This is a genomic window from Polyangium fumosum (assembly GCF_005144585.1).
Classification (GTDB): Bacteria; Myxococcota_A; Polyangia; order Polyangiales; family Polyangiaceae; genus Polyangium; species Polyangium fumosum.
The window spans coordinates 46,282-71,324 of record NZ_SSMQ01000004.1 but is presented as its reverse complement, the minus strand read 5'-3'; the positions used below and the strand labels follow the sequence as shown (position 1 = coordinate 71,324).

The following is a 25,043-nucleotide window of genomic DNA, read 5'->3' as shown; positions in this document are numbered from 1 at the left end:
AAAAGCTTCTGGTCGTCTGTCATGGAACGTCCATGGACGAATCGTCCAAGTCCGAGGTGACGAACCGCCTCGCGAGTGTGGTCGGCGGGGCGGGGGATTGGCGGGTGGCGCATGTGGGAGGCCCCGGATCCATGGAAGCCGCGGGGCGCCATATCGATCCGACGCTGGACCCGCACGAGATGAGCCCTGAGGCGGTCGGCGCCGTGGCCATGCGAGGCATCTTCCGGTTGGTCGCCGGCACCGCGTTCGGGTACGGTCTCAAGGAGAACGTCAGAAGCGTGAACGACGCCGTGGCCGAGCACGTTGCCCGCGGCGGTCGCGAGGTCGTCGTCGTGGGGTTCAGCCGCGGCGCCGTGGGCGTCCTCCATTGGAACGACTTCGTGAAGGCGAACGGCGGTCGCGTGACGTCCAGCATCGGGGGAAAGCGAGTCGACGTTCCCGTCACCGATCTCCACATCACCCAGGTGCTCCTCGATCCCGTCCCGGGTCCCGGTCGAAGCCGGGAGAGCACCGTGCCGGCATTCGTCAACAGAGTCATGCTCATGCAGGCCCAGGACGAAGCGCGTCCTGGCTTCGAGAATATGCGCGTCCGCATTGACCCCGGCGTCAGGGACGTCCAGGCCGCGGTTCTTCCCGGCGTCCATGGGGACATCGGCGGAAGCACCGAGAGCGTCATGACCAGGCTGGTCACGGACAGGGCCGTGAGGTTCATCAACGAGGAGTCCAGGACGCATGTCAGAGCGGCCCTGCTCTCGCCCAGTGAGCTCCTGATCCACTACGGGAACATTCAACAGAACGTGTCGCGCTACACCAAGGGCAATGGTCCCCTCGGCAGCAAGATGTTTCGCCGCGAAGGCGTCTTCACGACGGATCGCACGCCCGAGCGGACGAACAAGACCACGGACCTCCGCGCGTTTTTTGGAGTTCCTCGCCATCCCATGGGTGGCTTTTTCATGAACTCTGTTCACAAGGACCTGTTCATGCAAATGGTCCCGTGGGCCCAACCGGCCCTCGCGGGCATGACGCCGACCCCGGCCCTCCTCGCGACGAGATCGCCTCTCGCGCAGATGCAGACGACGCTGTTCGCGCGTTGGATGGCCGCGGCGAGGAGCCCGTACCTCGGGCTGCCCACAGCGCCGGCTTTTCATCGCCCCTCGGGTTCCTTCGTCTTTCCGCCTCCCACCCACGTGCCCTTCTCCCCTGTCTGGGCCAGTGCGCTCGCGGCTTCTCTCCGAGAACCACCCGCCGAGCAGCGCCCCGGATCCTCACGCTGACCGCGCTTCGGAGGGGCCATGGGATCCCATCCGCGGGACCGGGCGCGGGGGGCGGGCGTGGAAAAACGCGCCTACGTCGCCGCCGTCGCTGACGCGCGGCTCCCGGCAAGCTAGGGTCACAGCGCCGTGACCATCGTCCAGATCCGCAAAAGCGCCCACGCGTCGGGGCGTGATCTCCGCCGTTTCCTGCCCACGACCCGCGCCGAGATGGAGGCGCGCGGCTGGGACGAGCTCGACGTGCTCCTCGTGAACGGCGACGCCTACGTTGATCACCCCGCGTTCGGCGCCGCCCTGATCGGCCGCTTCCTTGAAGCCCGCGGCTTCCGCGTCGGGGTCATCTCGCAGCCGGACTGGCGCACGACGGACGACCTCCTGCGTATGGGGCCGCCGCGGCTCTTCGTGGGCATCACGGCCGGCAACATGGACAGCATGTTGAACAAGCTCACGGCGCAGAAGAAGATCCGGAGCGAGGACCAGTACTCGCCGGGCGGACGCACGGGCCTCCGGCCGAACCGCGCGACGATCGTGTACGGCAACCTCTGCCGCCGCGCCTTCCCGGGCGTGCCGCTCGTGCTCGGCGGGATCGAGGCGTCGCTGCGGCGGATCGCGCACTACGACTACTGGTCGGACCAGGTGCGCCGCAGCGTGTTGCTCGACGCCAAGGCGGATCTGCTCATTTTCGGGATGGGCGAGCGGCCGGTCTGGGAGGTCGCCGAGCGGCTGCGGCGGGGCCAGACGATCCGCGACCTCCGCGACGTGCGGGGTACGGCCCTCGTGCTGCGCAAGGGCGAATGGGAGGAGATCGAGCCGAGCCGGTTCGTCAGCGACGGCAAGGCCGTGATCCTGCCGAGCTACGAGGAGGTCGTCCGGGACAAGGAGGCGTTCGCCGAGATGAGCCGGCGCTTCCAGTACGAGACGAACCCGGGCAACGGGCGGCCGCTCGTGCAGGCGCACGGCGAGGAGGCGGTGTATTTCAATCCGCCCGCCATCCCGCTCGAAACGAAGGACATGGACGAGCTCTACGACCTGCCCTTCGCGCGCGCGGCCCACTACACGTATTCGGAGCCGATCCCGGCGTTCGAGACGGTGAAGCATTCGATCGTGACGATGCGCGGCTGCTTCGGGGGCTGCACGTTTTGCTCGATCACGGAGCACGAGGGCCGGGTCATCCAGTCGCGCTCGGCCGAGAGCATCCTGAAGGAGATCCGCGCGCTTCGCCGAATGGATGATTTCCGCGGCTCCATCTCGGACCTCGGCGGCCCCACGGCCAACATGTACATGATGAAATGCAAAGACCCCGCGATCGAGAGCAAATGCCGCAGGCTCTCGTGCGTGCACCCCGGGGTCTGCGAGAACCTGGAGACGGATCACGAGCCGCTGCTCGATCTGATGCGGGCCGTGCGCGAGAGCGAGGGCGTGAAGAAGGTCTTCATCGCCTCGGGCATTCGCTACGACCTCGCCGAGCGCTCGCCCGAATTCATCGAGGAGCTCGCGAAATGGCACGTGGGCGGCCAGCTCTCGGTCGCGCCCGAGCACTCGAAGAAGGACGTGCTCGACAAGATGAAGAAGCCGGGCATCGAGAGCTACGAGCGCTTCGCCGAGCAGTTCCAGTGCGCGAGCGAGGACGCGGGGAAAAACCAGTTCCTCGTGCCGTACTTCATCTCGGGCCACCCGGGATCGGCGCTCAAGGACATGGTGGACCTCGCGCTCTGGCTCAAGAAAAAGGGAATGCGGCCGCGGCAGGTGCAGGATTTCATTCCGACGCCGATGTCGATGGCGACGTGCATGTATTACACGGGCATCGATCCCTTCACGAAGGCGCCGGTGTATACGGCCAAGGAGATGCACGAAAAGCGGCTCCAGAAGGCGCTCTTGCTCTACTGGGACCAGGCCCACCACGACGAGGCGCGCGAGGCCTTGATCAAGGCCGGGCGCGCGGATCTCATCGGGTCGAAGCCGCATTGCCTGGTGCCGCCCGCGTCGGGGAAGGGCTCGATGCCCATCGCGATGAAGCGCGCCCGGGCCGAACGTGGCAAGTGCACCAACAAGGGGCGCAAGCCGCACGAGGTGCGGCGCTAAGAGCACGAGGGGGCCCCTTGCAGATCCGTTCGTTCAAGCTGCGCGTCGCGGATCACCACGTGCGCGTGGTGCCGACGACGGATGCCGCGGGGTGCCCCTTCGCGGGGCCCGGGGTCGATCTGCGCGGGGAGCGAGCCGCGCAGGCCTTCGCCGCGGCGGGGCCGCTCTTCGAGGCGCTCGTGTCGTTCGAGCCAGGCGTCGTCCTCCGAGCGCTCTCCTTCGACTTCGAGCGGGAGCGGCTCCTCGCGACGTTTTCGCCGACCACACCGGTCGCAGATCCGCGGCCGCGCGTGGTACGCATCGATGGGGGGCCGGCCTTACGAACCTTCTTGCCCCTGGCGGCCGCGCTCGCGACATCTCTCGCCGCGCTCGCGGCGCCGGTGCTGGCGGAGCGCCCGAGGGATCCCGTCGAGGAATAGGGAGGAGCGATGACGGAGGCGCTGGCGGCGACGCCCGAGAAGACGGCCGGAGAGCGCGCCTGGGGCGAGCTGGGGCGGCTGCTGCATCGGCGGTTGATCCTGATCTACCTCACCGCCGCCCTCGCCGCGACGGGCATCGGCGCGCTCTTCTTCCTGTTCGGCCTCGACTTCAGCGTCTACCAGAAGCAGCTCGTCCTCGGGTTGCTCGCGCCGCTGGCCTCGCTGCCGCAGGTGGTCGTCGACATCCTGGTGATCGGGCGGCACGTCGCGCCGATCCGCGCGTTCTTCGCGGCGCTGCCAGGGCCTTCGGCGAAAGCGCTCGCGACGCCGGCGCTCGCGCGCGCCTTGAACCTGCCGCTGTACACGGCGGCGCGTGTGCTCTTCCTGCACGCGCCGATCCTCGCGGTGAGCCTGACGGTGGCCTGCTCGCTCGCGAACGCGTGGCTCGGGCTCGGCCTCGCGCCGTGGCAGTTCGCCCTCGTCTACGCGACGGTCGGGGTCTTCGCCTCGGGCCACGCGATCTACGAGTACCTCGCGGTGAAGTCGGCCGTGAAGCCCGTGCTCCCGCACATCCGCGCGCACGTGGACGAGGCTTCGCGCGACGCGGTGCCCAAGGTGCTGCCGCTCAAGATGCGCTCGCAGCTCCTCTTCGTGTTCGCGTTCGTCGCGTGCGTGCCCCTCGCGGCGCTCGGGTACACGGTGCTGCTCAAGCTCGATCGTCTGCTCGTGAAGGCCCAGATGTTCGAGTTCGCGTGGATCGAGGATCCGCTCGAAGTGTGGGTGCTGCTGCTCGTGATCGGCGGATCGAGCCTGGCGTTTTTCCTCGCGACGATGCTCTCGCGCGACATCGCGTCGTCGGCCGAGGATCTCGTCGAGGCCATGCGGCGCGTCGAGCGAGGCGAGGTGTCCGCGGAGCTCGTGGTGGCCTCGACGGACGAGTTCGCCGAGGCGTACCGCGGCTTCAACCGGATGACGCGCGGGCTCGTGGAGCGCGAGCGGCTGCGCGACGCGTTCGGCCGGTACGTGGCGCCCGAGCTCGCCGAGCAGGTGATGAAGCACGGCGTGTCGATGGGCGGGAGCCTCGTGCGCGCGACCGTGATCTTCGCCGACATCCGCGGCTTCACGTCGCTCTCGGAGGCGATGCCGCCCGTGGAGGTCGTGAGCCTGCTCAACCGGTACTTCGCCGCGGTGAGCCCGCCGATCCGCGCCGAGGGCGGGTTCATCAACAAGTTCGGCGGCGACAGCTTGCTCGCGGTGTTCGGCGCGCCCGTGCCAGCGCCCGATCACGCCGAATGCGCGGCCCGCGCGGCGCTCGGGGTGCGCGCGGCGCTCGCCCGTTTCAACGAGGGCGAGGTGGCCGAGGGACGCGCGGCGCTGCGGATCGGGATCGGCCTGCACACGGGCGAGATGGTGGCCGGGAGCGTGGGGAGCCCCGATCGGATGGAGTACACGGTGATCGGCGACGTCGTGAACGTGGCGGCGCGGATCCAGGGGCTCACGAAGGAGCTCGGGACGGACATCCTCCTCAGCGAGGCGGCCCACGAGCGGGTGAAGGACATCGTGACGGCGCGGCCGATGCCGCCGGTGGCGGTGCGCGGCAAGGCCGAGCCGATCGTGGTGTACGCGGTCGTGGATCCGGCCTGAGCTTCGAAACGGATCGGCGCGCGTCGGAATGGAGCGCGCCGCGAGGCGGGAGGCGGGCCCTTTGCCTCGCAAACGTGCTGGCTGCGCGTGATTTCAGCGCTGGCGCGGAGGTTGCTCCCTCGCGCCGGCATGCGAACGATCCCGAACTTCGGCCGTGTCACCGCAGAGCCGCACGAGTTTCTGATCCTGATCCGCGACGGGAAGGTGAAGCGCTCGGGCCAAGGCGTGAGCGTCTTCAAGTGGCCGTCGGACAGCGTCACGTTGATCCCGACCACGATCCAAAAGCTCCAGTTCCGCGCCGATCAGGTGACGCTGGAGAAGGCCGGCGTGGAGGTGACGGGCCTCGCGGTCTACCGCATCGTCGAGCCGCTGCTCGCCTACCGGATGATCGATCGGGATCACCACGGGCTCACCGACATCCTGCGCGAGATGTTCGTCGGCGCCACGCGGCGCATCGTCGCGGGCCTGCGCCTCGAAGAGTGCCTCACGCACCGCAAGGAGCGCGTCGCGGCCGCGCTGATGGCCGAGATCGCGCCGGTGCTCGCAGGCGAGGGGAGTTTGCAGGATGGAACGAGCACGGGCTGGGGCGTGGTGATCGACACGATCGAGATCCAGGACGTGAAGGTGCTCTCGCAGGAGGTGTTTACGAGGCTGCAGGCGCCCTACCGCGAGAAGCTCGCGCTCGATGCGCTGCGCGCGAAGGAGGAGGTCGCGGTGGAGGAGAACCGGCTCGCATTCGAGCGCAAGCGAGCGGCCGAGGACGCGCGGCGCGCGATCATGGCCGAGGAGGAGGCGCGCATCACGGCCGAGCGCAAGCGCGAGATGGAAGCGCTCGAGCACAAGCAGGCCCTCGCGCGGAGGGCCCACGAGGAGGAGCTCGCGCGCGCCCGCGAGCGCGCAGAGGCCGAGCAAGCCGAGGCGCGGATCGCGCTGGAAACGCGCCGCGCGGCGGCCGAGCTCGAGGCCGAGATCGAGGCGAAGAAGCGCAGCGTGCCGGAGCTCGGCGAGGCGCGGCTGCAGGAGATCATGCTGACCGAGACGCTGCCCTCGATCGCGAACGCGTTCCGCGCCTCGTTCGATCGCGTCAACGTGACGACGACCGACGGGAGTTTGTTCTCGTTCCTGTCGGCGGGCCTCGATCAGGTGATGGACGTGGCCCGCGCGCGCGGCGTGGTGCTGCCGGGCCTCGTGACGGGCGACGAGGCCAAGAAGGATTGACCGCCGCGGGCGTGGTCTGCTCCTTTGAGGCAGGCTCCTCGAAGCATGCGGATCTCCCCCGACGACGTTCGCCGCTCCCTCGCCGGTCTGCCGGCGGAGGAGAGCCCGTGGATCTCGATGCTCCAGACGAACGCGCGCCCCGCGGCCGTCGCGATCCCGATCCGCTTCACGCGTGATCCGGTGGTGATCGCGATCCTGCGATCGGCGGAGCTACGCGAGCACGCGAGCCAGGTGGCGTTCCCCGGCGGCAAACGAGAGCCGAGCGACGTGGATCTCTACGCGACCGCGCTGCGCGAGATGGACGAGGAGGTGGGGCTCGCCGGGGAGGGGATCACGCATCTCGGCGAGCTCACGCCGACGCCGACGTACAACGGTCGGTACTTGATCCACCCGTACGTCGTGGCCGTGGGCGAGGGGCTCGCGCCGGTGGCGTGCTCGGGCGAGATCGCGCAGGTGCTCGAGCTGCCGCTGGGCGCGTATCTGCGCGGGGAGGCGCCGCGGTACGGGGTGATGCTGAACTGGCGGGGCGCGGAGATCCTGATGCCGCACTTCCGGCTCGACGCGTGCGTGCTCTACGGCGCGAGCGCGGTCATCTTCCACGACCTCGTCGAGCGGATCGCGGCCGGGATCGGGGCGACGTTGCCGCCGCCGATCCTGGAGCGCGAGATGCCTTGGGGGAATCGAGAGCCCGTTTGAGGGCCAAGCGGTTCGTTAGAACGAACCGTGGACGAGGACGCCGCTCATGCCGGGACCAACGCTCGGCGTGACGTGCACGCGGCCCGACTTCTGCTCGTCCTGCGGCACGGGCTTGTTGAAGAGCAGCTCCCACACGAGGCCGCCCGCGACGGCCGCGCCGCCGACGCCGAGCGCGATCTTGCCGACGAGGGTCTGCGTCTGTCCGAGGACGGCCTGGTCGTACGAAGCCTTGTCGTAACAGAACCACTGGCCGCCCGAGGTCAGGACCTGGCCCGGCGCGAGCGGGTTCGTCGCGGTCGCGGGGTCGCTCACCCGGAAGCACCCCGACGGGTCCCCGACGTTGTCCTTGCCCTTCTGCACGCCCGACACGTTGCCGAGGCCGATCGGCAAGAGGATCGCGCCCGCGATGAGCGCCGCGCCGCCGACGCCGACCGTGATCCACGGCGCGATGCCGAAGGGTTTGACGGGGGGAGGCGGCGGGAGCTCGGGGCGGATTGCCGAGCTCGTGGGCGGCGCAGAGACCGTCGCCGATGCGGAGGCCGTCGGCACCTGGCTCTGTTGCAGGTCCTTCAGGTTCTTCACGCGCGTCTGGATCTTCGACGCGTCCGGCGCGTCCGGCGCGCGTTCGAGGTACGCCTCCAGCGCGAAGATCGCGTTCTGCCGATCGCCGAGCTTCTCGTATGCGTTGGCGATGTTCAGCAGCGTGCCGACCGCGTTGCAGTCGAGGTTGAAGACATCGCGCCAGTACTGGATCGCCCGAGCGTACTCACCACGCTCGTAAAACTGCCGTGCGGCCTTGTGGGCGCCCTTGGCGCCTTCGACATCCTCATCCGTCGCCGTTCGGTTGCACTTGCCGGCGAACGGGTTCTGCGAGCCATCGGCCATGGCCATGCCCGTCGCCAGGGTCACCCCGACGACAAGCCCGACCAGAGATACCCCCTGCGCGCGCGTTCCCCACATGCGGTATTCGTCCTTCGTACCGAGCATAATGGCATGTGCTGCCGTCCGCGAAAAAAAGCGCGCACACGGTGAGCAAGATGCCGGCGATCCCGCTTCTTTCCCCGTCCTGGCCCCCCCCGACCCCCAGCCAACGTCCGGGTCCCGGCCCGTCCGATCCCGGGGCCCTGCCGCTGGTCCCCCCGGGCCCCGGGCTCTGGTAACCTCGCCGCGTGCTACCTGAAAAGAAGCAGATCCTGGTCGTGGACGACGAGGCCAACCTGCGCCGCGTGCTCAGCGCGCAGCTCGGCCGGGACGGCTACGAGGTGCACACCGCCGAGGACGGCGAGGAAGCCCTCGCTTTCCTCAAAGAGCACCACATCGACCTCGTGATCACCGATCTCCGGATGCCCAAGGTGGACGGGATGGATCTGCTCCGCGCCGCCATGCGGGACGATCCGACGCGCCCCGTGGTCATGTTGACGGCGCACGGGACGGTCGACAACGCCGTCGAGGCCCTGAAGACCGGCGCCTTCGACTACATCACGAAGCCCTTCGATCAGCACGAGGTGCGCCTCGTGGTGCGCAAGGCGCTGCGGACGCGCGACCTCGCGAGCGCCGACGCGTCGCGCGACGTCGCCGTGTCCGCGTCCCCGCGCGAGGGCTCCGCGCGCTTCGGCATCATCGGCGAGAGCCAGCCGATCCACGACCTCTACGCGATCATCGAGCGTGTCTCGGACACGCCCACGACGGTGCTCATCACGGGCGAGAGCGGGACGGGCAAGGAGCTCGTGGCGCGGGCGCTGCACGAGAATTCGGGCCGGCGCGATCGGCCCTTCATCAAGGTGAACTGCGCCGCGATCCCGAAGGACCTGATGGAGTCGGAGCTCTTCGGCTACGAGCGAGGCGCGTTCACGGGCGCGGTCGCGTCGAAGCCAGGGCGCTTCGAGCTCGCCTCGGGCGGGACGCTCTTCCTCGATGAGATCGGCGAGATCCCGAACGAGATGCAGGTGAAGCTCCTGCGCGTGCTCCAGGAGAGCGAGTTCGAGCGCGTGGGCGGCATCAAGACGATCCGCGTCGACGTGCGGCTCGTGGCTGCGACGAACCGCGATCTGAAGCGCGAGATCGGCGCGGGGTCGTTCCGCGAGGATCTGTTCTACCGGCTCAACGTGGTGTCCATCGCGCTGCCCGCGCTGCGCGAGCGCCGGACCGACATCCCGCCGCTCGTGTCGTACTTCATCGCGAAGTTCAACGCGCGGCTGCGCAAGAGCATCGAGGGCGTCGAGCCGGACGCGCTCGAGCGGCTCGCGTCCTACGGCTGGCCTGGGAACATCCGCGAGCTCGAGAACGTGATCGAGCGCGCGGTGCTGTTCGCGGACGGCGCTCGCATCCGGCTCGAAGATCTCTCGGAGGAGGTGCGATCGAACGCGGGGCCGTCGTCCTCCGTAGCCGCGAGCGCGCCCGCCTCCGCGGAAGGCGCGCGGCCGCCGTCGCCGTCGTCGCCCGATCCGCAACAAGGCGAGTCGGCGTCGATCGCCGACGGCCTGAAGGAGCAGGTCAAGGCCGCGATGAGCAAGCTCGAACGAGACTTGATCGTGCACGCGCTCAAGCAGACGCAGGGCAACGTGACGCACGCGGCGCGGCTGCTCAAGATCTCGCGCAAGGGCCTGCAGCTCAAGATGAAGGAGCTCGGGCTCCGGGAGCGCGAGCACGAGCCGACGTGAAGAGGGCCCTCGTCGCCGCGGCCCTGTTCGCGATCGGCTGTGAAGGCAAGCGGCTCGCGCCCGAGCCGACCGACGCAGGGGAAGAGGCCGATCCGCCGTGGGTGACGGCGGATCGAGAGCCCGAGCCGCGGCCGGGCATGGCCTGGATCCCGCCCGGATCGCTCATCGCGGGCACGCCGCCCGAGAAGCTGCCGCGTGTCCCCGACGAGGAGATGGCGGGCGAGCAAGTCGTGATGAGCGGCTTCTACATCGATCTGTTCCCGTACCCGAACGAGCCCGGCGCGATCCCCACGACGAACGTGTCGCAGGCCGAGGCGGCCGAGCTCTGCGAGGGTCAGCAGAAGCGGCTCTGCACGGAGCTCGAGTGGGAGCGCGCGTGCAAGGGGCCGCAGAACGCGGCGTACCCGTACGGCGATACGTACAAGCCGGCGACGTGCATGACGGGCTCGATGCGGAACCTCGTGCCGAACGGCGTGAACGCGGGGTGCAAGAGCGCGTTCGGCGTCCACGATCTGCACGGCGGCGTGTGGCAGTGGACGTCGAGCCAGTGGCGGCGCGACGGGAGCAAGACGAACCTCGGGACCACGCGCGGAGGAAACGCGCCGCAGGGCGAGCTCGTGGGCCGATGCGCGAACGGCCGCGGCGTACGGTCCGATCTGCGCCGCGCCGACGTGGGCTTCCGCTGCTGCGCGGGGGAGCCCAACAGCTTCGAGGTGGTGCTCAACGTGAGCCGAGGCGCGGCGCTCACATTCCACCCCGCGGACACGAAGGCCGAGCTCGCGCGCGCGCTCGCGCCGCTCGTGCCGGAGGAGATCCGCGAGGTGGTGAAGAAGCGGAAGGCCGATCATCCGTTCGAGGTCGAACGGATCTGGACGTGGCATCCCCTCGGCAACGAGGAGCTCGTGCTCGGCGGCGGCTGCGCGAAGGCCGCAGGGCACGCGCGATGCGGGGTCGTCGTGGCGCGCATGCGCTTCGACGCGCCGGTCTCGATGGCCTTCGTGCCGACGGAGCTCTGGCAGCCGACGGTGGGCGAGACGGAGACGCCGCGCGAGCTCTTCGTCTACGGGGGCGACGACAACGGCGCGTTCCGCCGGCGCGTGTCGTACGAGTGGGGGAAGATCGGGATCAGCAACAAGGAGCGCAAGAAGAAGCGCAAGGGCAAGAAGGAGCCCACCTGGTGAGCGTCACTGCGGCGCGGGCGGGACGAGGAAGAGGATCTCCTTGGGCGCGCCGAGCAGCAGCTCCGAGGGCGCGATGCCGTTCTGTGCCTTGATCGTGAGCGTGGCCTTGAAGATCTGCGCGGTCTGGTTTTGCGGGATCGTCGTGTTCGGGGTGGGCACGATCTTGAAGCAGATCTTCTGACCAGGAACGATCGCGAGGGCGGTCTCGTTCACGCCGTCCTGCGCCTTGACGAGGCCCTTCGCGCCCGACCAGATGTCCTTGAGCTGCTGGACGGCGTTCAGCGAGAAGCACGGGACGCCCGGCTCGGCTGCGTCCTCGCCGCCCGACGCGTTGACCGAGATCTGCGCGACGAACGTGTCCACCGCGTCGATGGGATCGGCGAGGCTCGCGGTGGCGAGGGAGCGGATGTCGAAGCGGATCGACTTGAGGAGAGCCTTGATGCCGTTGTCGAGCGTGACGTCGTTGAGCCCGGTGCCGTCGGTGCTGATGTCGAAGATGAGGCGGCAGGTGCCGCCGGGGTTGTCCGAGGTCGCGGGCCCGTCGGGGACGAGGAACGCGCCGTTCGGGCCCGTGCCGCACTGCATGCCGCCGAACGCGGAGGGCGGGACGAGCGAGCTCGTCTGATCGGCGATGTACGCGAGATCCTCGTACGGATCACCGCCCGCGCGGACGCCGTTCGACGAGGAGATGCCGATGAGCCGCGCGCCGCGCTGCTTCATCGCGGTGATGAGCGTGTCGACCGTGGGCGTGGGGAAGGGGGCCTGGCCGTTGAAGTCGTAGGCGTCGTGGAGGCTGGCCGCGTTGAGGGCGCGCCGGCCGTTGTGGAACGGAGCGTCGGTGATCGGCACGAGGATCGGCAGCGCGCCGTCGCGGAAGCGAAGCGTTCCATAACGGCCGGCGGGCGCGCCCGCCGGCGTGAGCTGACCGCCGGGCCACAGCAGGAAGGCGTCCGTGAGTGCGCGTTGCATCGCGGCGATGTGCGACTCGGGGTTGTCGCCGCCGTCGTGCACGTTGAGCGAGAGGACGGCGGCGAGGTTGTCCGCGAGGACGGTGCTCACATAACCCGTGCTGCCCGCGACGTAGAACGGTTGGTCGACGCCCGGGGTGCCGTACGTGCCCGTCGGGAAGTCGTCGAAGCCAGCGATGCCGACGGCGAGATCGGGGATCGACGCCTTCAGCTTGGTGATGATCGCGCTGAGGTTGCTCTTGAGGTTCTGGATCTCGCCGCTCATCGTCGCGGTCGTGTCGACGAGGAAGGCGACGTCGCCCTGGTTCAAGTTCGTACGAAGCGGAACGATGTTCTCGGCCGGCGAGGGCGCGCCGAGGTAGGGCAACACGAAGTAGAACTTGCCGAGCGTGCCGGGCGTGACGAAGGGATCTCGCGGGTTCGAGCCGAGCTCGCGTTCGATGAGATCGGAGGTGCCGTCGCCGTCCGTGTCGGCCTTCGTGCGATCGGTCTCGAGCGTGTCGAGGAAGCAGTTGAGATTGACGTCTTCGTCTTTGTCGAGGATGCCGTCGGCGTCGGCGTCGAGATCGAGGAAGTCGTACTTGCCGTCGTTGTCGGCGTCGGGCGGCGGATCCGCGACCATGTGCAGCGGTCCGGCCTCGCAGAAATCGGAGAGCCCGTCGTTGTCGCTGTCGGCGTCGCGGAACGCCGGCACGCCGTCGCCGTCGGGATCGGCGAACCCTTCGAACGCGTCGCCGAGCGTGTCGTTGTCGCTGTCGGCGTCACACAGATCGGGGAGCGCGTCGCCGTCCGTGTTGACGGCGACGCCCATCGTGAGCTCGACGGTGTCCGGCAACGAGTCGTCGTCGTTGTCGGGATCGGCGTAGTCGGGGATGCCGTCGCCGTCGGTGTCCGCGGGGTTGGGCCCGGGCTTCTGCGGGTCGTAGGGCGTCTGGTCGGGGTAGACCTCGAGCGCGTCGGGCAGGCCGTTGTCGTCGCTGTCCGTGTCGCGGAAGTCGGGCGGCCCGGTGCCGTCGGAGTTTTGCGGGTGCGCGCAGCCGACCGTGGCCGTCTGGCCTTCGAACGCGTCGGGGAGTGAGTCGTTGTCGCTGTCCGTGTCGAGGTAGTCGGGCGTGCCGTCGCCGTCCGTGTCGACGCCTTGATCCTTGCCCTCGACGTCGTCGGAGATGCCGTCGAAGTCCGCGTCGGGCGGGCAGTTGCTCACGGGGTTTCCGCCCACGCCGCCGGAACCACCGGCGCCGCCTGCGGCACCTGCGCCACCCTGGCCGCCGGCGCCACCGACGCCGCCTGCGCCGCCGCTCCCGCTGGACGAGGCCGAAGACGGGCTGCTCGACGAGCTCATGCTGGAGGAGGCGCCCGCATCCCCCCCCGCGCCAGCATCACCGCCCGCGCCGCCCGTGCCGCTGCTGGAGGCGGTCGTCGGCCGATCGATGGCGGAGTCCGGCGTGCAGGCGACGCCGAGCGCACCCCCCGCTAGCAAGAGCCCGAGAACAGAAGCCCATCGCCCTCGGCGGATTTTCAGGTCAAGCACAGGACTGCGCACAGGATATCCTTGCCGCCGCCCGCGCGAAAGGGCAGCGGGGATGCGGATCCTCGCGTTCACCCTCGTAACCATCGTGACGACATCGACTCCCCCGAGCCTCAGCGGTGCGCTTGCCGCGCGCCGTTCTCCCGGGCCGCCTCGCGGGCGTCGGAGGAGGCGTTTGCTCGCCGCGGTGGCGTTGTCCCGCGCGCGCCTCGGCCGCACGACGCTCTCACGGATCGGGTTCGCCTGCGGCGTGTTGCTCGGCGCGTCGTTCGCGGTCCTCGCGATCGTGCTCCGCGCGACAGAAGGAACGCGCGCGCCGCTCGAAGGGCTCGTCGGCCTCGGGGCCGCGTCGATCACGCTGCTCGCCGCGGCTCCGACGACGCTCGCGGCAGCGAGCGATCGGACCGCCGAGGATCGCGAGGCCGGGATCGAGGCGCTCGCGGCGACACACGGCGTGCACGCGCAGAGCCTCCACGTGGTGCGGTGGTTCGCGTCGATGGTGCAGATCACGAGGGCGATCGGCCTGCCGCTCGTCGGGCTCGCGCTCGTGACGGTCGCGCTGTCGAGCTCTGGCGCGATGGCGATGCGCAGGATCGTGTTCGCGCTCGGGCTGTCCGTGTTCTCGGTGATCGCTGGGGCCACGCTCGGGACGATCGCCACGTTTGCCGCGCGTATGGGCGGGCGCCGTGGCAGGGTCCTGCTCGCGGCGATCGTGATCGTGCCGTGGATGCTCGCGGAGCTCGCGGGGCGCGGCTCGTACTCGATCCCGGGCGCGCTCTCCGCGCTCCTCTCGCTTCTCGTCGACGCCGGCGGCGGAGCCGGCACATGACGATGCCGCGTCCGTCGCCGCCACGGCTCGTGCTCGAAGCCGTCCATGCGCGTGACGCCGCGGCGCCGCGCGGCGCTTCACGCGGGAGCTTGACCGGCGTGAGCCTCGCGCTCGGCGCGGGGGTGTTTGCGGTCGTGGGTGCACCCGAGGATGGGACGCTCGCGCTCTCCGAGGTGATCTCGGGAGCACGCGCGCCCTTACAGGGACGTGTCCTGGTCGAAGGACAGGCCCCGGCGCGTTCGCCTTTGCTGCGGGCCCGGATCGGCGCGCTCGCCGCGGAGCCCGCGCTGCCGGATGCGCGCACGGTCGAGGCGTCCGTCGCGCTCTCGCGGAAGGCGCGTGGCGAGGCGACGACACGCGTCGGCGACGTGCTTGATCCCTTCGGCCTCGGTCATCTCGCGCGCCGGGAGCCGCGATCGCTCTCGTTCGCCGAGGCGCGCGCAGTGGAGCTCGCGCTCGCGCTCTCCACGCCGTCGCCGCTGCTCGTTGTGCTGCACGAGCCGCTCTCCGACGTCGCGCTCAATCTGCTCGGCCTCGTGCGCGAGCGGATCCGCGAGCTCGCGCTCGGCGGCGCGTGTGTCGTCGTGACGACGTCCTCACCCGCGGATGCGCGTGCGCTCGGGGATCGTGTCCTCGTGCTGCACAAAGGGCTCGTGCTCGGAGAGGCCGATGCCGCGGAGCCCATGCCCGGCGGCGAGCCCGCGCTTATCGCGTGGGTGCGTCCCGCGGACGAAGCGGGCGAACGAGCGCCGGTGCGCATGCTCGCTCGTTTGCTCGCCGATCGCGCGGAGGTGCGGGCGGTCGCGTGGAGCGAGGCTGCGGGGCCGTATCCACGCGCCGCGGAGCTGCGTTTGTCCGGGGCCGACCTCGACGCTTGCGCGCTCGCGCTCACGGACGCAGCGGTCGAGGCCGGCGTCGTCATCGAAGCCATCGCGCCGGCGTCGCCCGGCATCGTCCAGGTGCGCGCCGCGGCCGAGGCGTTGCTCACGTTCCGCCGCGCCGCGGGGCTCGCGCCGAGGCCACCGGTCGTGCTTCCGGCGGCGAGGAGCGCGCGGGTGCCAGGTGCGCTCGCGCCCGTCGCGCCGCCAGCGCCTTCGGCCGTGCCGAACGAGGCGCCGGCCGCGGAGGCGCCTGCCGTCACGCACGACGAGGCGCCGGGAGAGCCAGGCGAGCCACGGGGAGGCACATGACGTCGCAGCATCGACCAGAGGCCACGTTGCCTCGTGGCGCAGGCGCCTTCGGGGGCGTTTCGCTCGGGGTTGCGATGGGCGCGCGCAGGCTCGCGGGGCGTGGCGTCGTGCTCACCACGATCCTCGCGCTCGCGCTCGCGTTCGCCGGCGGGATCATCGAGCGCCGCGTGACCACCGCAGGCGCGGTCGATCGTTCCCTCGCCGCGACGTTTCGCCTCGTCGTCCCGCTCTTCTGCTTCGCGCTCGCCGCGCGCGCGTGTGATCGCGTGAAGCTGCGTGACGCCGCCTGGCCCCTCGCGCGGTACGGCGCTTCGCGTCGCGACGTCGCGCTCGGGATCGGTGTTTCGCTCGTGCTCGCTTCGGCCGTGAGCGGCGCGCTGCTCGCCGTCGTCGCGGTTGTGTCCGCGCAGTCGGCCGCGGCGCCGCCGTTCGCGCGGGATGCCTTCACGAGCGGCTGGATCGGCGGCCTCGTCGGCGCGGCCTATGCCGGCTGGTTCGCGTTTGGCGCGACGTTCCTCGAACGGGGCCGGGGTCGCCTCGGGGCGCTCGTCCTCGACTTCCTCTTCGGCAGCGGCGCGGGCCTCTTTGCGGCGCTCCTGCCGCGCGCGCATGGACGCGGCTTGCTCGGCGGTGAGGGCCCGCTCGGGCTGTCCCAACCGCAGAGCTCCGTGGCTCTCCTGCTCATGGCGACGCTGCTCCCCGTGGCCGCCGCGCTGAGGTGTCGCGAGTGAGTGCATCCGTGCTGATCGTCGATCGTTCGTCCTCCAAGCTTCTCGTTCACACCCGCGCCAGCGGGATGCTGGCGCGCTTGGCGCACGATCTCGAACTCGCGGCCTCCGCGCTCAGCGGCCGCGCGACGCTCGAAGGCGAGGGGTTTTCCGCGGAGCTCGTCGTGCCGGTCGCCGCGCTGCAGGTCGTGGGGACACTTCATGGTGAGCGCGTCGACACGTCGGCGCTCTCGACCTCGGATCGATCGGACATCGAGCGGAAGATCCGCGACGAGGTGTTCCCGGGGACGAAGGAGGTGCGCGTCCGCGCGACGGGCACGTCACGGGAGCGCGCGGACGTCACGGTCGAGGTTTCGAGCGGTCGGATCTCGCTGCCGGTCTCGCTCCGCGTGACGGAGGAAGCGGAACGCACGCGTGTCTCGGGGCGCGCGGAGCTGTCGATGAAGCGGCTCGGCCTTCGCGAGGTGAAGGGGCCGCTCGGCGCGTTCCGTGTTCGCGACGACGTCGAGGTGTTGTTCGACGTTATTCTGCGTCCGGAAGCGTAGGCGGAGAGACCTCGGGCGCAGCTTGCCCGCGCTCGCAGGGGCCGTGGATCTGGTAGGGCTTGCCCGAGATGCGCTTCATGAGCGCCTTGCCTTGCCAGCCGAGGTAGCCCTTGCTGAAGCGCACGGCCTCCGAGGGCGAGAGGTACGGGTTCTTCGTCTTGCCGAGCTCGACGAGCGTGAGCACCTGCTCGGCCACGCTGACGGGGCAGCCTTCGAGGCGCAGCGGTTCGGTCGGATCGGTGGTCGCGAACTTGCGCATCACGTGCACCATCTTCGCGAAGATGTCGTCGTGCTTGGCGTGGTACGGGTCCTTCTCCGCGCGGTCTTTGTAGAGGCTCTCGACGCGCACGAGGCGGCCGTGGAGGTCCCCGGACCACGTCGCGCAGTCGCCGATGAACACGACACGCTCGCCCGGCTTCGCGTCGATCTTCCCTTCGTAGGCCCCGAAGACGATGTGCATGCGCGGCATCTTCTCGTCGCACTGCTCGTCGTAGAGCCGAAGGATCTCGATGGCCTCCTCGAGCGCGCCCGGACAGCCGCCCCAGCAGTAGTCCGTGCGCTCCGGCTCCGGCGGCGGGCCGGCGTACGCCGTGATGTGCGAGCCCTCGAAGTACTTCTCGACGCGCACGAGGCCCACCTTGAAGCCCTTGGCCATCGCCTGCGCTTCTTCGAGCGTCACGTCGCCGCTGATGTCCAACGAGCTGAGATCAAGCGAGCCGAAGCCACGCTCGGAGGCGAGGCGGAGGTGGTCGACCGTGTACGGATCGACGCCGATGATGTTGCAGCAGAGCGCGTCGAACGCGGCCTGCGAGTTGCCCATGATGACGAGCCCGAGCTTGCGCGGGATGGGCGTGAGCATCCGGCCTTCGCCGGCCACGATCGCGTCGATCGCGATGAACTGCGGCTGAACGATGTACTGCAGGTCCGCGATCTTCTCGTCGAGTCGGTGGTCGTGGTCGATGAGGCGGTGCCGATCGTCCTGGATGCCGATGTAGTTCTTCATGGAGAACGTCACGGTGGTCCAGGGGTGGCTCTTGAACTTGGGGCAGTTGACGAAGAAGTCGGCCTTCGCGACGGGCTCGGGCGTGAAGACGTAGTCGCGCAGCCGCTCCTTGTGGGTGAGCCGGATCTCGACCTGCGGCTCCTCCTCGAAGTGGTAGTGCTTCACGCCTGTGCGCTTGAGCATCGGGTAGTACTCCGCGCCCTCGAACGTCGTGCGCGTGGGGAGGGTGATGCCGCAACGCTCGCCCAGGGCGAGCTCGCGGACGCGGCCGTCGCTCCGGTCTTGCAAGGCGCGCAGCACGCCCTCCAAGAACTCAGGCCGCGTGTACGCGTGCGGGAACGACGGGCCCGACGCCACGCAGTTCGGCTTGACCAGCGTGCGGCCGTGCGGCCGGAGATCGAGCTCCTCGAGCCCCTCCCGAACGATCCGGCGGATCTGCTCGGCGTCGTAGGTGGGGCAACGGCGAATGATGACCCGGGGGCGCGACGCGATTTTCATGTCTTCCCCAGCCTAGGGGGGCCCGTCGGCTCGGGCAATGCCGGCAGCCGAGGGGCACAAGGCCCGAAAAACGCCAGACATTTCGGCGCCGTTCACGTTCGGGCGTCAAGTGGCTTTACATTTGTTCATGGGTCTGGAATACATCCGCGTGGTGGGCGCGAAAAACCCCGACCCGAGGCGCATGGCGACGGCGTGGATCCAGGAGGGGGCGGCGACGTTTACGGCGAACCTGCGTCGCCTGAGCTCCCGCCGGCCGACGAAACGAGCAGGGCGGAGAGTTCTTCGCGAAGGCGTCGTGTCGCGTCGACGAGGCGGCCTTCGACCAGGAAGGCGTCGCCCTGCTTTCGGCTGCGATGCACCTTCACGCGCACGAGCGAGGTCGTCTCCAGGTGGCCGGCGAGCGGCGCTCCGGGCGCGAAGGCTTCGGTCGATCGAAGGCTCACCCGATCGCCGTCGAGGGCCACGAGATCGGCCGAGCCACCTCTCTGGAGCTTCATGTGCGGCATGTTCACTCCCCTCGGCGGCCTCGGCCCATCGCGGCGCGGGCTTCCCGTTCGGCCTCGCGTTGCTTGACCGTCTCGCGTTTGTCCGCCTGCTTCTTGCCCTTCGCCAGCGCGAGCTCGACCTTCGCGCGGCCCTTCTTGAAGTAGAGCCGTGTGGCGGCGACCGTCATGCCCTCGCGCTCCACGGCCTTGCGGATCTGATCGATCTCCGTGTCGTGCAAGAGGAGCTTGCGCGTCCGTTTCGCGACGTGCCCGAACGCGGCGCCCGGCATCTCCGGGATCAACATGCCGTGCAGGAACGCCTCGCCGTTCGTGATCGTGCACCACGCGTCGGAGAGGTCCGCCTTGCCGTCGCGCAGCATCTTGACCTCGCTGCCGATGAGCACCAACCCGGCTTCGAAGCGCTCGCCGAGCTCGTACTCGAAGCCGGCCCTCCGGTTTCGCACGATGAGCTTCTCGTCGCTCGCTTCTTTCCCGCTCACGTCGTTGACACCCTTGATCGCTGTCGCTACGGCCGAGCGCCGCCCGAAGAGCCGCTCTCCAGGCAGGCGCACGGTTAGGGCTAGCGCGCCGTGCGTCCTGCGTCCATAGGTCGACGAGCATCCGTTCCGCGACAAACTCGCGCGCCGTGCTAGTACGCCCGCGCCTCGGTCCGAGTCGTCTCCGCATTACCCCTCACCGCAGAGAGCGAAGCCATGCAACCCATCCGCATCCGCGGCGCGCGTACCCACAACCTCCAGGGGATCGACCTCGAGCTCGTGCCCGGGCAGCTCGTTTGCTTCACGGGCGTGTCCGGCGCCGGAAAATCCTCCCTCGCGCTCGATACGCTCTACTCGGAGGGGCAACGGCGTTTCGTCGAGAGCTTCAGCCCCTACGCGCGGCAGTTCCTGGAGCGGCTCGAACGGCCGCCCATCGACGAGCTCGATCCGGTCGCCGCGGGCGTGGCGGTCGATCGCCGCGCCCCCGTGAAGAGCTCGCGCTCCACGGTGGCCACGATGGCCGACCTCGAGCCGTACCTGTCGGCCGTGTTCGCCCGCGAGGCGACGCCCGTGTGCCCGACGTGCCAGATCCCGGCGACACGCGTCGACGCGGTGACGGCCGCGTCGAAGGCCGTCGAGAGCCACGACGGCGCGACCGCGCTCGTGACGTACCGTGTGCCCGTGGCCGGCACCGAGGAGCTGCTCGACGTGCGCGAGACGCTGCTCGAAGCGGGCTATCGGCGTCTGCTCGTGCGCGGCGAGGTGCGCGACATCGACGAGGTCGGCCCGAGCGACGCGCTCGGCGCAGGCGGTGGGGTCGAGGTGATCGTCGATCGCGTGAAGATCGGGGCGCGCGACGCGCGGCGCCTCGGCTCGGCCATCGAGGAGGCGTGGCAGCGGGCCGAGGGCGGCGTGGCCTTGTACGTGGGCGCGTCGGGCACGAGTGGGACCGGGCGGCGTGTGCTCGTGCCGCGTGGGCTCGCCTGCCCGTCATGCGCGCGGAGCTTCGACGCCGCGCGGCCGGGCCTGTTCTCGTACCAGTCGCCGATCGGCGCGTGCCCGGGATGCCGGGGGTTTGGCCGGACGATCGGCGTCGACTGGGGCAAGGTCATCCCCGACGAGGAGAAGACCCTCGAAGGCGGCGCGATCCGGCCGTGGACGGGGTCGAGCACGTCGTGGGAGCGGAAGGTCCTGCGGAAGTTCTGCGAGAAGAAGGGCATCCCGCTCGACGTGCCGTGGAAGGAGTTCACGGAGGCGCAGCGCGCGCAGGTGCTCGACGGCGAGGGCAGCTTCCACGGCGGCAAGTACCCGGGCGTGCGCGCGTGGTTCAAGTGGCTGGAGACGCGCACGTACAAGATGCACATCCGCGTGTTGCTCGCGCGGTACCGCTCCTACGATCCGTGCGCGACGTGCGACGGCAAGCGCTTGTCGCCCGAGTCCTTGCTCTACCGCGTGGGCGGGCTCGATCTCGCGAGCTGGCACGGGCTCGAATTGCGCGAGGCGCGCGCGCTCCTGGATCGGTTGAAGGCGACGACGGGGCAGGGCGAGATCGCGCGGAAGGAGCTCGCGCAGCGGCTCTCGTACCTGGAGCGCGTGGGACTCGGGTACCTGACGCTCGATCGACAAGCACGGACGCTCTCGGGCGGCGAGGCGCAACGCGTGACGCTGACGGGCGCGCTCGGGACGTCGCTGACGGGCGCGCTCTTCGTGCTCGACGAGCCGACGGTGGGGCTGCATCCGAGCGACGTGCCGCCGCTCATCGAGGCGATGCGCGAGCTCGCGGCGCGCGGCAACGTGGTGGTCGTCATCGAGCACGAGCCGCTCGTGATCCGGGCCTCGGATCGCGTGGTCGAGCTCGGGCCCGGCGCGGGCAAACAAGGCGGGCGCGTGGTGTTCGACGGCGCGCCGGCGGAACTCGCGCGGCGCGGCGATCTGCCGACGGGGCGCGCCCTCGCGCGCGGCGCGGCGAGCGTCGCTTCGGCGGACGAGCGGACTGCGCCACGCGGATCGATCTCCATCGTGGACGCGCGCGCGAACAATTTGAAGGACGTCAGCGTGCGCATGCCGCTCGGGCAGGTCGTGTGCGTGACGGGCGCGAGCGGCTCGGGCAAGAGCACGCTCGTGGAGGACGTGCTCTACCGCGCCCTCGCGCGGGCACGCGGCTACAAGGACATCGAGCCCGCGGGCGCGCACAAGAAGATCGAAGGCACGAGCGGGATCAAGGTCGTCACGCTCGTCGATCAAGCGCCGCTCGGGCGTACCTCCCGCGGCAACCCCGCGACGTACACGGGCGCGTGGAACCGCATCCGCCAGAAGTTCGCCGCGGAGCCCGAGGCCGCGGCGCGGCAGCTCACGGCGGGGCACTTCTCGTTCAACGTGGCGCTCGGGCGCTGCGAGTCGTGCGCGGGAGAGGGCGCCGAGACGATCGAGATGCAGTTCCTCGCCGACGTTTCGTTGACGTGCCCCGTTTGTCAGGGAAAACGATTTCGTGACGAGGTGCTCCAGGTCAAGCTCGACGGGCGCTCCGTGGCCGACGTGCTCGCGTTGTCGATCGACGAGGCGCTCGAGGTCTTCGCGCGCGAGCCTGCGATCGTGCGCGCGCTCGGGCCGCTCGCGCGCCTTGGTCTCGGGTACCTCACGCTGGGCCAGCCCCTCTCGACGCTCTCCGGCGGTGAGGCGCAGCGGCTCAAGCTCGCGCGCGCCCTCGGCGAACGGACGGCGGGCGCGCTTTTTCTGCTCGACGAGCCGAGCGCGGGCCTGCACGCGGAGGAGGTGCTGCTGCTCAACCAGGCCCTGCGGGATCTCGTGCGCGGCGGCGGGAGCGTCATCGTCGTTGATCACGATCTCGACGTGATCGCGGCCGCCGACTGGGTCGTGGATCTCGGGCCCGGTGCGGGCAGCGACGGCGGGCAGATCGTCGCCGAGGGGACAGCCGAGGAGGTCGCGCGCACGAACACGCGCACGGGACACGCGCTCGCAGCGCACCTCGCGAGACCCTCGTCGCCGCCCTCGTCGTCGCGGCGAAAGGGCAAGGCAAACGGAGACGCGTCGCGCCGCGCAACACCGGCCTATCCGCCCGCGCCGTCGGCGATCGAGATCGTCCACGCGCGCGAGCACAACCTCGCCGAGGTCTGCACGTCGATCCCGCACGGCCAGATCGTCGTCGTCACGGGGCCGAGCGGATCGGGCAAGAGCACGCTCGCGTTCGACGTCGTGTTCGCCGAGGGGCAGCGGCGCTTCCTGGAGACGCTCACGCCGTATGCGCGCCAGTTCCTCCCGTCGATGCCGCGCCCCGATGTCGATCGCGTGACGGGCGTGCCGCCTGCGATCGCGCTCGAACAGCGCACGACGCGCTCGGGATCGAACTCGACGGTCGCGACCGTCACGGAGATCGCCCACTACCTGCGGCTCCTCTTCGCCAAGGTGGGCGAGCCGCACTGCCCGACGTGCGACGTCCCCATCACCGCTCGCGCGCCCGACGAGGTGTACCGCGCGCTGCTCGCCACGCGGGGCGCGCGCACGTTGCTCGCGCCCGCGGTCGTCGCGCGCAAGGGCACGTACCTCGACGTCTTCACGGCGGCGGCGCGCGCGGGCATCACGGACGCGATCGTCGACGGCGCGCGGGCGAGCACCGATGATCCGCCGCGCCTCGACAAACGGCGCGAGCACTCGATCGATCTCGTGATGCACGAGGGCAAGCTCGACGCGCTTGATCGCGCCACGTTCGACCGCGCGCTCACCTTCGGCAAGGGCTCGCTCAAGCTCGTCAATACGCGTGGCCAGGAAGAGCTGCTCTCCACCACGCGCACCTGCCCTCGCTGCGGCGCGGGCGTCCCCGAGCTCGATCCGCGCTGGTTCTCGTTCAACACCAAGCAAGGCCGCTGCGAGGCCTGCGAGGGGACGGGCGTGCTCGGTGGGAGCGAGGACGCCGATCCCACGGATGCCTCGAACGAGCCGTGCACGGCATGCGGCGGCTCGCGGCTCGCGCCCGTCCCGCGCTCGGTGCGCCTCGCGGGGGACCGGTACCACGAGGCGACTGCGCGCTCGGTGTCCGAGGCCGTGCGCTGGGCGAAGACGCTCCGCTTCGACGGAGAGCGCGCGCTCATCGCAGAGGCGCCGCACCGCGAGCTCGCGCGGCGGCTCGCGTTCGTCGAGGAGGTCGGGCTCGGCTACCTCGCGCTCGATCGCCGCGCCGCCACGCTCTCCGGCGGCGAGATGCAGCGGCTCCGGCTCGCAGCGCAGCTCGGCAGCGGGCTCACAGGCGCGCTCTACGTGCTCGACGAACCCACGATCGGCCTGCACCCGCGCGACACGCATCGGCTGCTCGACAACCTGCGCAAGCTCGCCGGGATGGGCAGCACCGTGCTCATGGTCGAGCACGACGCGGACACCATCCGCGCTGCCGATTACCTCATCGATCTCGGTCCCACGGGGGGTCGCGGCGGCGGTCGCATCGTGGCCCAAGGAACGCCGTCGGAGGTGTTACGCACGGCAAACTCGCCCACTGCGAAGGCGCTCTCCGGCGAGCGCGCGCTCGCCTCGGCCCGCGTGCGGCTCGGCCCTGCCGACGCGTTCCTGGAGATCGAGGGCGCGCGCGCGCACAACCTCCGCGTGGACGCGCTGCGTGTTCCGCTCGGACGCATGACCGTCGTCGCCGGTGTCTCCGGATCCGGCAAGAGCACGCTCGTTCGGCACGTGCTCTACCCGGCGGTGCGGCGCGCCCTCGGCCTCGCGGGGCCCGATCCCGGTCCGCACGATGCGCTCCACCTGCCGCCCTCGCTCGCGCGCGCCGTCGCCGTGGATCAATCTCCCATCGGCCGCACGCCGCGCTCCATCCCCGCCACCTTCCTCGGCGTATGGGACGAGGTCCGCAAGCTCTTCGCCGCGACGCCCGACGCGAAGATGCGCGGCTACGATCCCGCGCGGTTCTCGTTCAACACGGCGAAGGGCGGTCGTTGCGAGGTGTGCGAAGGGCAGGGGGTCATCTCGCACGAGATGTCTTTCTTGCCCGACGTCGTGACGACCTGCGAGGCTTGCGGCGGAACACGTTTCGAGCCGGCCACGCTCGACGTACGTTACCTCGGCATGTCGATCGGCGATGTCCTGCTCCGTACGGCCGAGGAGGCGGCCGAGCTCTTCGCGGCGCACCCGAAGATCCGCGAGCCGCTCGCCACGATGTGTGATCTCGGCGTGGGGTATCTGCGGCTCGGCCAGGGCTCGCACACGCTCTCGGGCGGCGAAGCGCAACGCCTCAAGCTGGCAGACGAGCTTTGCAGCGGCACGCGCGCCAAGCCCACGCTCTACGTGCTCGACGAGCCCACCACGGGTCTGCACCTCTCCGACGTCGCGCGCCTCGTGGCCGTCCTCGATCGCCTCGTGCAGCGCGGGCACTCGCTCCTGATCATCGAGCATCACCCCGCCGTGATCGCGGCCGCCGATCACGTGATCGAGCTCGGACCCGAAGGCGGCAAGGGCGGCGGTCGTGTCGTGGCCGAAGGATCTCCCGAGGTCGTTGCGCGACGCGCGACCGCGACGGGGCGTGTCCTCCGCGCGCTCTTCGAGAGGCCCGCGTCGGACATGGCCCTTGCGGCGGAGGCTTGA

At 70.1% G+C, this 25,043-nt stretch carries 18 protein-coding genes; 13 read left to right on the top strand and 5 right to left on the bottom strand.

Translation table 11 applies throughout. From position 1 onward, the window contains the following. The first annotated feature begins 32 nt into the window (after positions 1 to 32). The 6 genes from E8A74_RS05425 (at position 33) to E8A74_RS05400 (ending at position 7,330) form a co-directional block, all read left to right on the top strand. The gene (locus tag E8A74_RS05425; protein WP_170228874.1) at positions 33 to 1,274 is read left to right on the top strand and encodes a DUF2235 domain-containing protein; all 1,242 of its coding nucleotides are present in this window, start codon (positions 33 to 35) and stop codon (positions 1,272 to 1,274) included. Positions 1,275 to 1,400: 126 nt separating this feature from the next. Next, positions 1,401 to 3,353 carry a YgiQ family radical SAM protein gene (locus E8A74_RS05420; protein WP_136927846.1) on the top strand — a complete coding sequence of 651 codons (1,953 nt, stop codon included), beginning with the start codon at positions 1,401 to 1,403 and terminating at the stop codon, positions 3,351 to 3,353. Between the two features lie 17 nt (positions 3,354 to 3,370). Beyond that, the gene (locus E8A74_RS05415; RefSeq protein ID WP_136927845.1) at positions 3,371 to 3,772 is read left to right on the top strand and encodes a hypothetical protein; all 402 of its coding nucleotides are present in this window, start codon (positions 3,371 to 3,373) and stop codon (positions 3,770 to 3,772) included. Between the two features lie 9 nt (positions 3,773 to 3,781). Then, the gene (locus E8A74_RS05410; protein WP_136927844.1) at positions 3,782 to 5,416 is read left to right on the top strand and encodes an adenylate/guanylate cyclase domain-containing protein; all 1,635 of its coding nucleotides are present in this window, start codon (positions 3,782 to 3,784) and stop codon (positions 5,414 to 5,416) included. 129 nt (positions 5,417 to 5,545) lie between these two features. Next, positions 5,546 to 6,634, top strand: a complete 1,089-nt coding sequence (locus E8A74_RS05405) for an SPFH domain-containing protein (protein WP_232379386.1) — start codon at positions 5,546 to 5,548, stop codon at positions 6,632 to 6,634. Between the two features lie 45 nt (positions 6,635 to 6,679). Beyond that, positions 6,680 to 7,330, top strand: coding sequence for an NUDIX hydrolase (locus E8A74_RS05400; protein WP_136927843.1), 651 nt, complete (start codon positions 6,680 to 6,682; stop codon positions 7,328 to 7,330). A 15-nt stretch (positions 7,331 to 7,345) separates the two neighbouring features. Here E8A74_RS05400 and E8A74_RS05395 read toward each other — a convergent pair whose 3' ends face one another. Then, positions 7,346 to 8,317, bottom strand: a complete 972-nt coding sequence (locus tag E8A74_RS05395) for a tetratricopeptide repeat protein (RefSeq protein WP_136927842.1) — start codon at positions 8,315 to 8,317, stop codon at positions 7,346 to 7,348. Between the two features lie 182 nt (positions 8,318 to 8,499). On the opposite strand from E8A74_RS05395, the gene E8A74_RS05390 reads away from it, so the two are divergent. After that, the gene (locus E8A74_RS05390; protein ID WP_136927841.1) at positions 8,500 to 9,990 is read left to right on the top strand and encodes a sigma-54-dependent transcriptional regulator; all 1,491 of its coding nucleotides are present in this window, start codon (positions 8,500 to 8,502) and stop codon (positions 9,988 to 9,990) included. Further along, positions 9,987 to 11,171, top strand: a complete 1,185-nt coding sequence (locus E8A74_RS05385; RefSeq protein WP_136927840.1) for a formylglycine-generating enzyme family protein — start codon at positions 9,987 to 9,989, stop codon at positions 11,169 to 11,171. Before E8A74_RS05390 ends, E8A74_RS05385 begins: the two co-directional genes overlap by 4 nt. A 3-nt stretch (positions 11,172 to 11,174) precedes the next feature. Here the strand turns inward: E8A74_RS05385 and E8A74_RS05380 are convergent, their stop codons facing one another. Further along, positions 11,175 to 13,619: a hypothetical protein gene (locus E8A74_RS05380; protein ID WP_136927839.1), complete on the bottom strand. Its 2,445-nt coding sequence runs from the start codon at positions 13,617 to 13,619 to the stop codon at positions 11,175 to 11,177. Between the two features lie 223 nt (positions 13,620 to 13,842). Between E8A74_RS05380 and E8A74_RS05375 the strand changes: the two genes are divergently transcribed. From E8A74_RS05375 to E8A74_RS05360, 4 genes are read left to right on the top strand one after another with little or no spacing between them, the layout of a single operon-like run. Further along, positions 13,843 to 14,496, top strand: a complete 654-nt coding sequence (locus tag E8A74_RS05375; protein ID WP_136927838.1) for a hypothetical protein — start codon at positions 13,843 to 13,845, stop codon at positions 14,494 to 14,496. Beyond that, positions 14,493 to 15,686 (top strand): ATP-binding cassette domain-containing protein, encoded by a 1,194-nt coding sequence (locus E8A74_RS05370; RefSeq protein WP_136927837.1) that lies wholly within the window; start codon positions 14,493 to 14,495, stop codon positions 15,684 to 15,686. The genes E8A74_RS05375 and E8A74_RS05370 overlap by 4 nt, the downstream gene beginning before the upstream one ends. Before the next feature lie 26 nt (positions 15,687 to 15,712). Then, entirely contained in the window at positions 15,713 to 16,417 is a 705-nt protein-coding gene (locus E8A74_RS05365; protein ID WP_136927836.1) for a hypothetical protein, read from the top strand. Next, positions 16,414 to 16,959, top strand: coding sequence for a hypothetical protein (locus E8A74_RS05360; RefSeq protein ID WP_136927835.1), 546 nt, complete (start codon positions 16,414 to 16,416; stop codon positions 16,957 to 16,959). Before E8A74_RS05365 ends, E8A74_RS05360 begins: the two co-directional genes overlap by 4 nt. Here E8A74_RS05360 and E8A74_RS05355 read toward each other — a convergent pair. From E8A74_RS05355 to smpB, 3 genes are all read right to left on the bottom strand, one after another. Next, positions 16,937 to 18,460 (bottom strand): DUF362 domain-containing protein, encoded by a 1,524-nt coding sequence (locus E8A74_RS05355; RefSeq protein ID WP_136927834.1) that lies wholly within the window; start codon positions 18,458 to 18,460, stop codon positions 16,937 to 16,939. The genes E8A74_RS05360 and E8A74_RS05355 overlap by 23 nt on opposite strands. 218 nt (positions 18,461 to 18,678) lie before the next feature. Further along, on the bottom strand, positions 18,679 to 18,957 hold the full coding sequence (locus E8A74_RS05350) for a hypothetical protein (RefSeq protein ID WP_232379385.1): 279 nt from the start codon (positions 18,955 to 18,957) through the stop codon (positions 18,679 to 18,681). 11 nt (positions 18,958 to 18,968) lie between these two features. Continuing rightward, on the bottom strand, positions 18,969 to 19,445 hold the full coding sequence (gene smpB / locus E8A74_RS05345; protein ID WP_136927832.1) for an SsrA-binding protein SmpB: 477 nt from the start codon (positions 19,443 to 19,445) through the stop codon (positions 18,969 to 18,971). A 213-nt stretch (positions 19,446 to 19,658) separates the two neighbouring features. Here smpB and uvrA point away from each other — a divergent pair, with 213 nt between their 5' ends. Then, positions 19,659 to 25,043, top strand: a complete 5,385-nt coding sequence (uvrA, locus tag E8A74_RS05340; RefSeq protein ID WP_136927831.1) for an excinuclease ABC subunit UvrA — start codon at positions 19,659 to 19,661, stop codon at positions 25,041 to 25,043.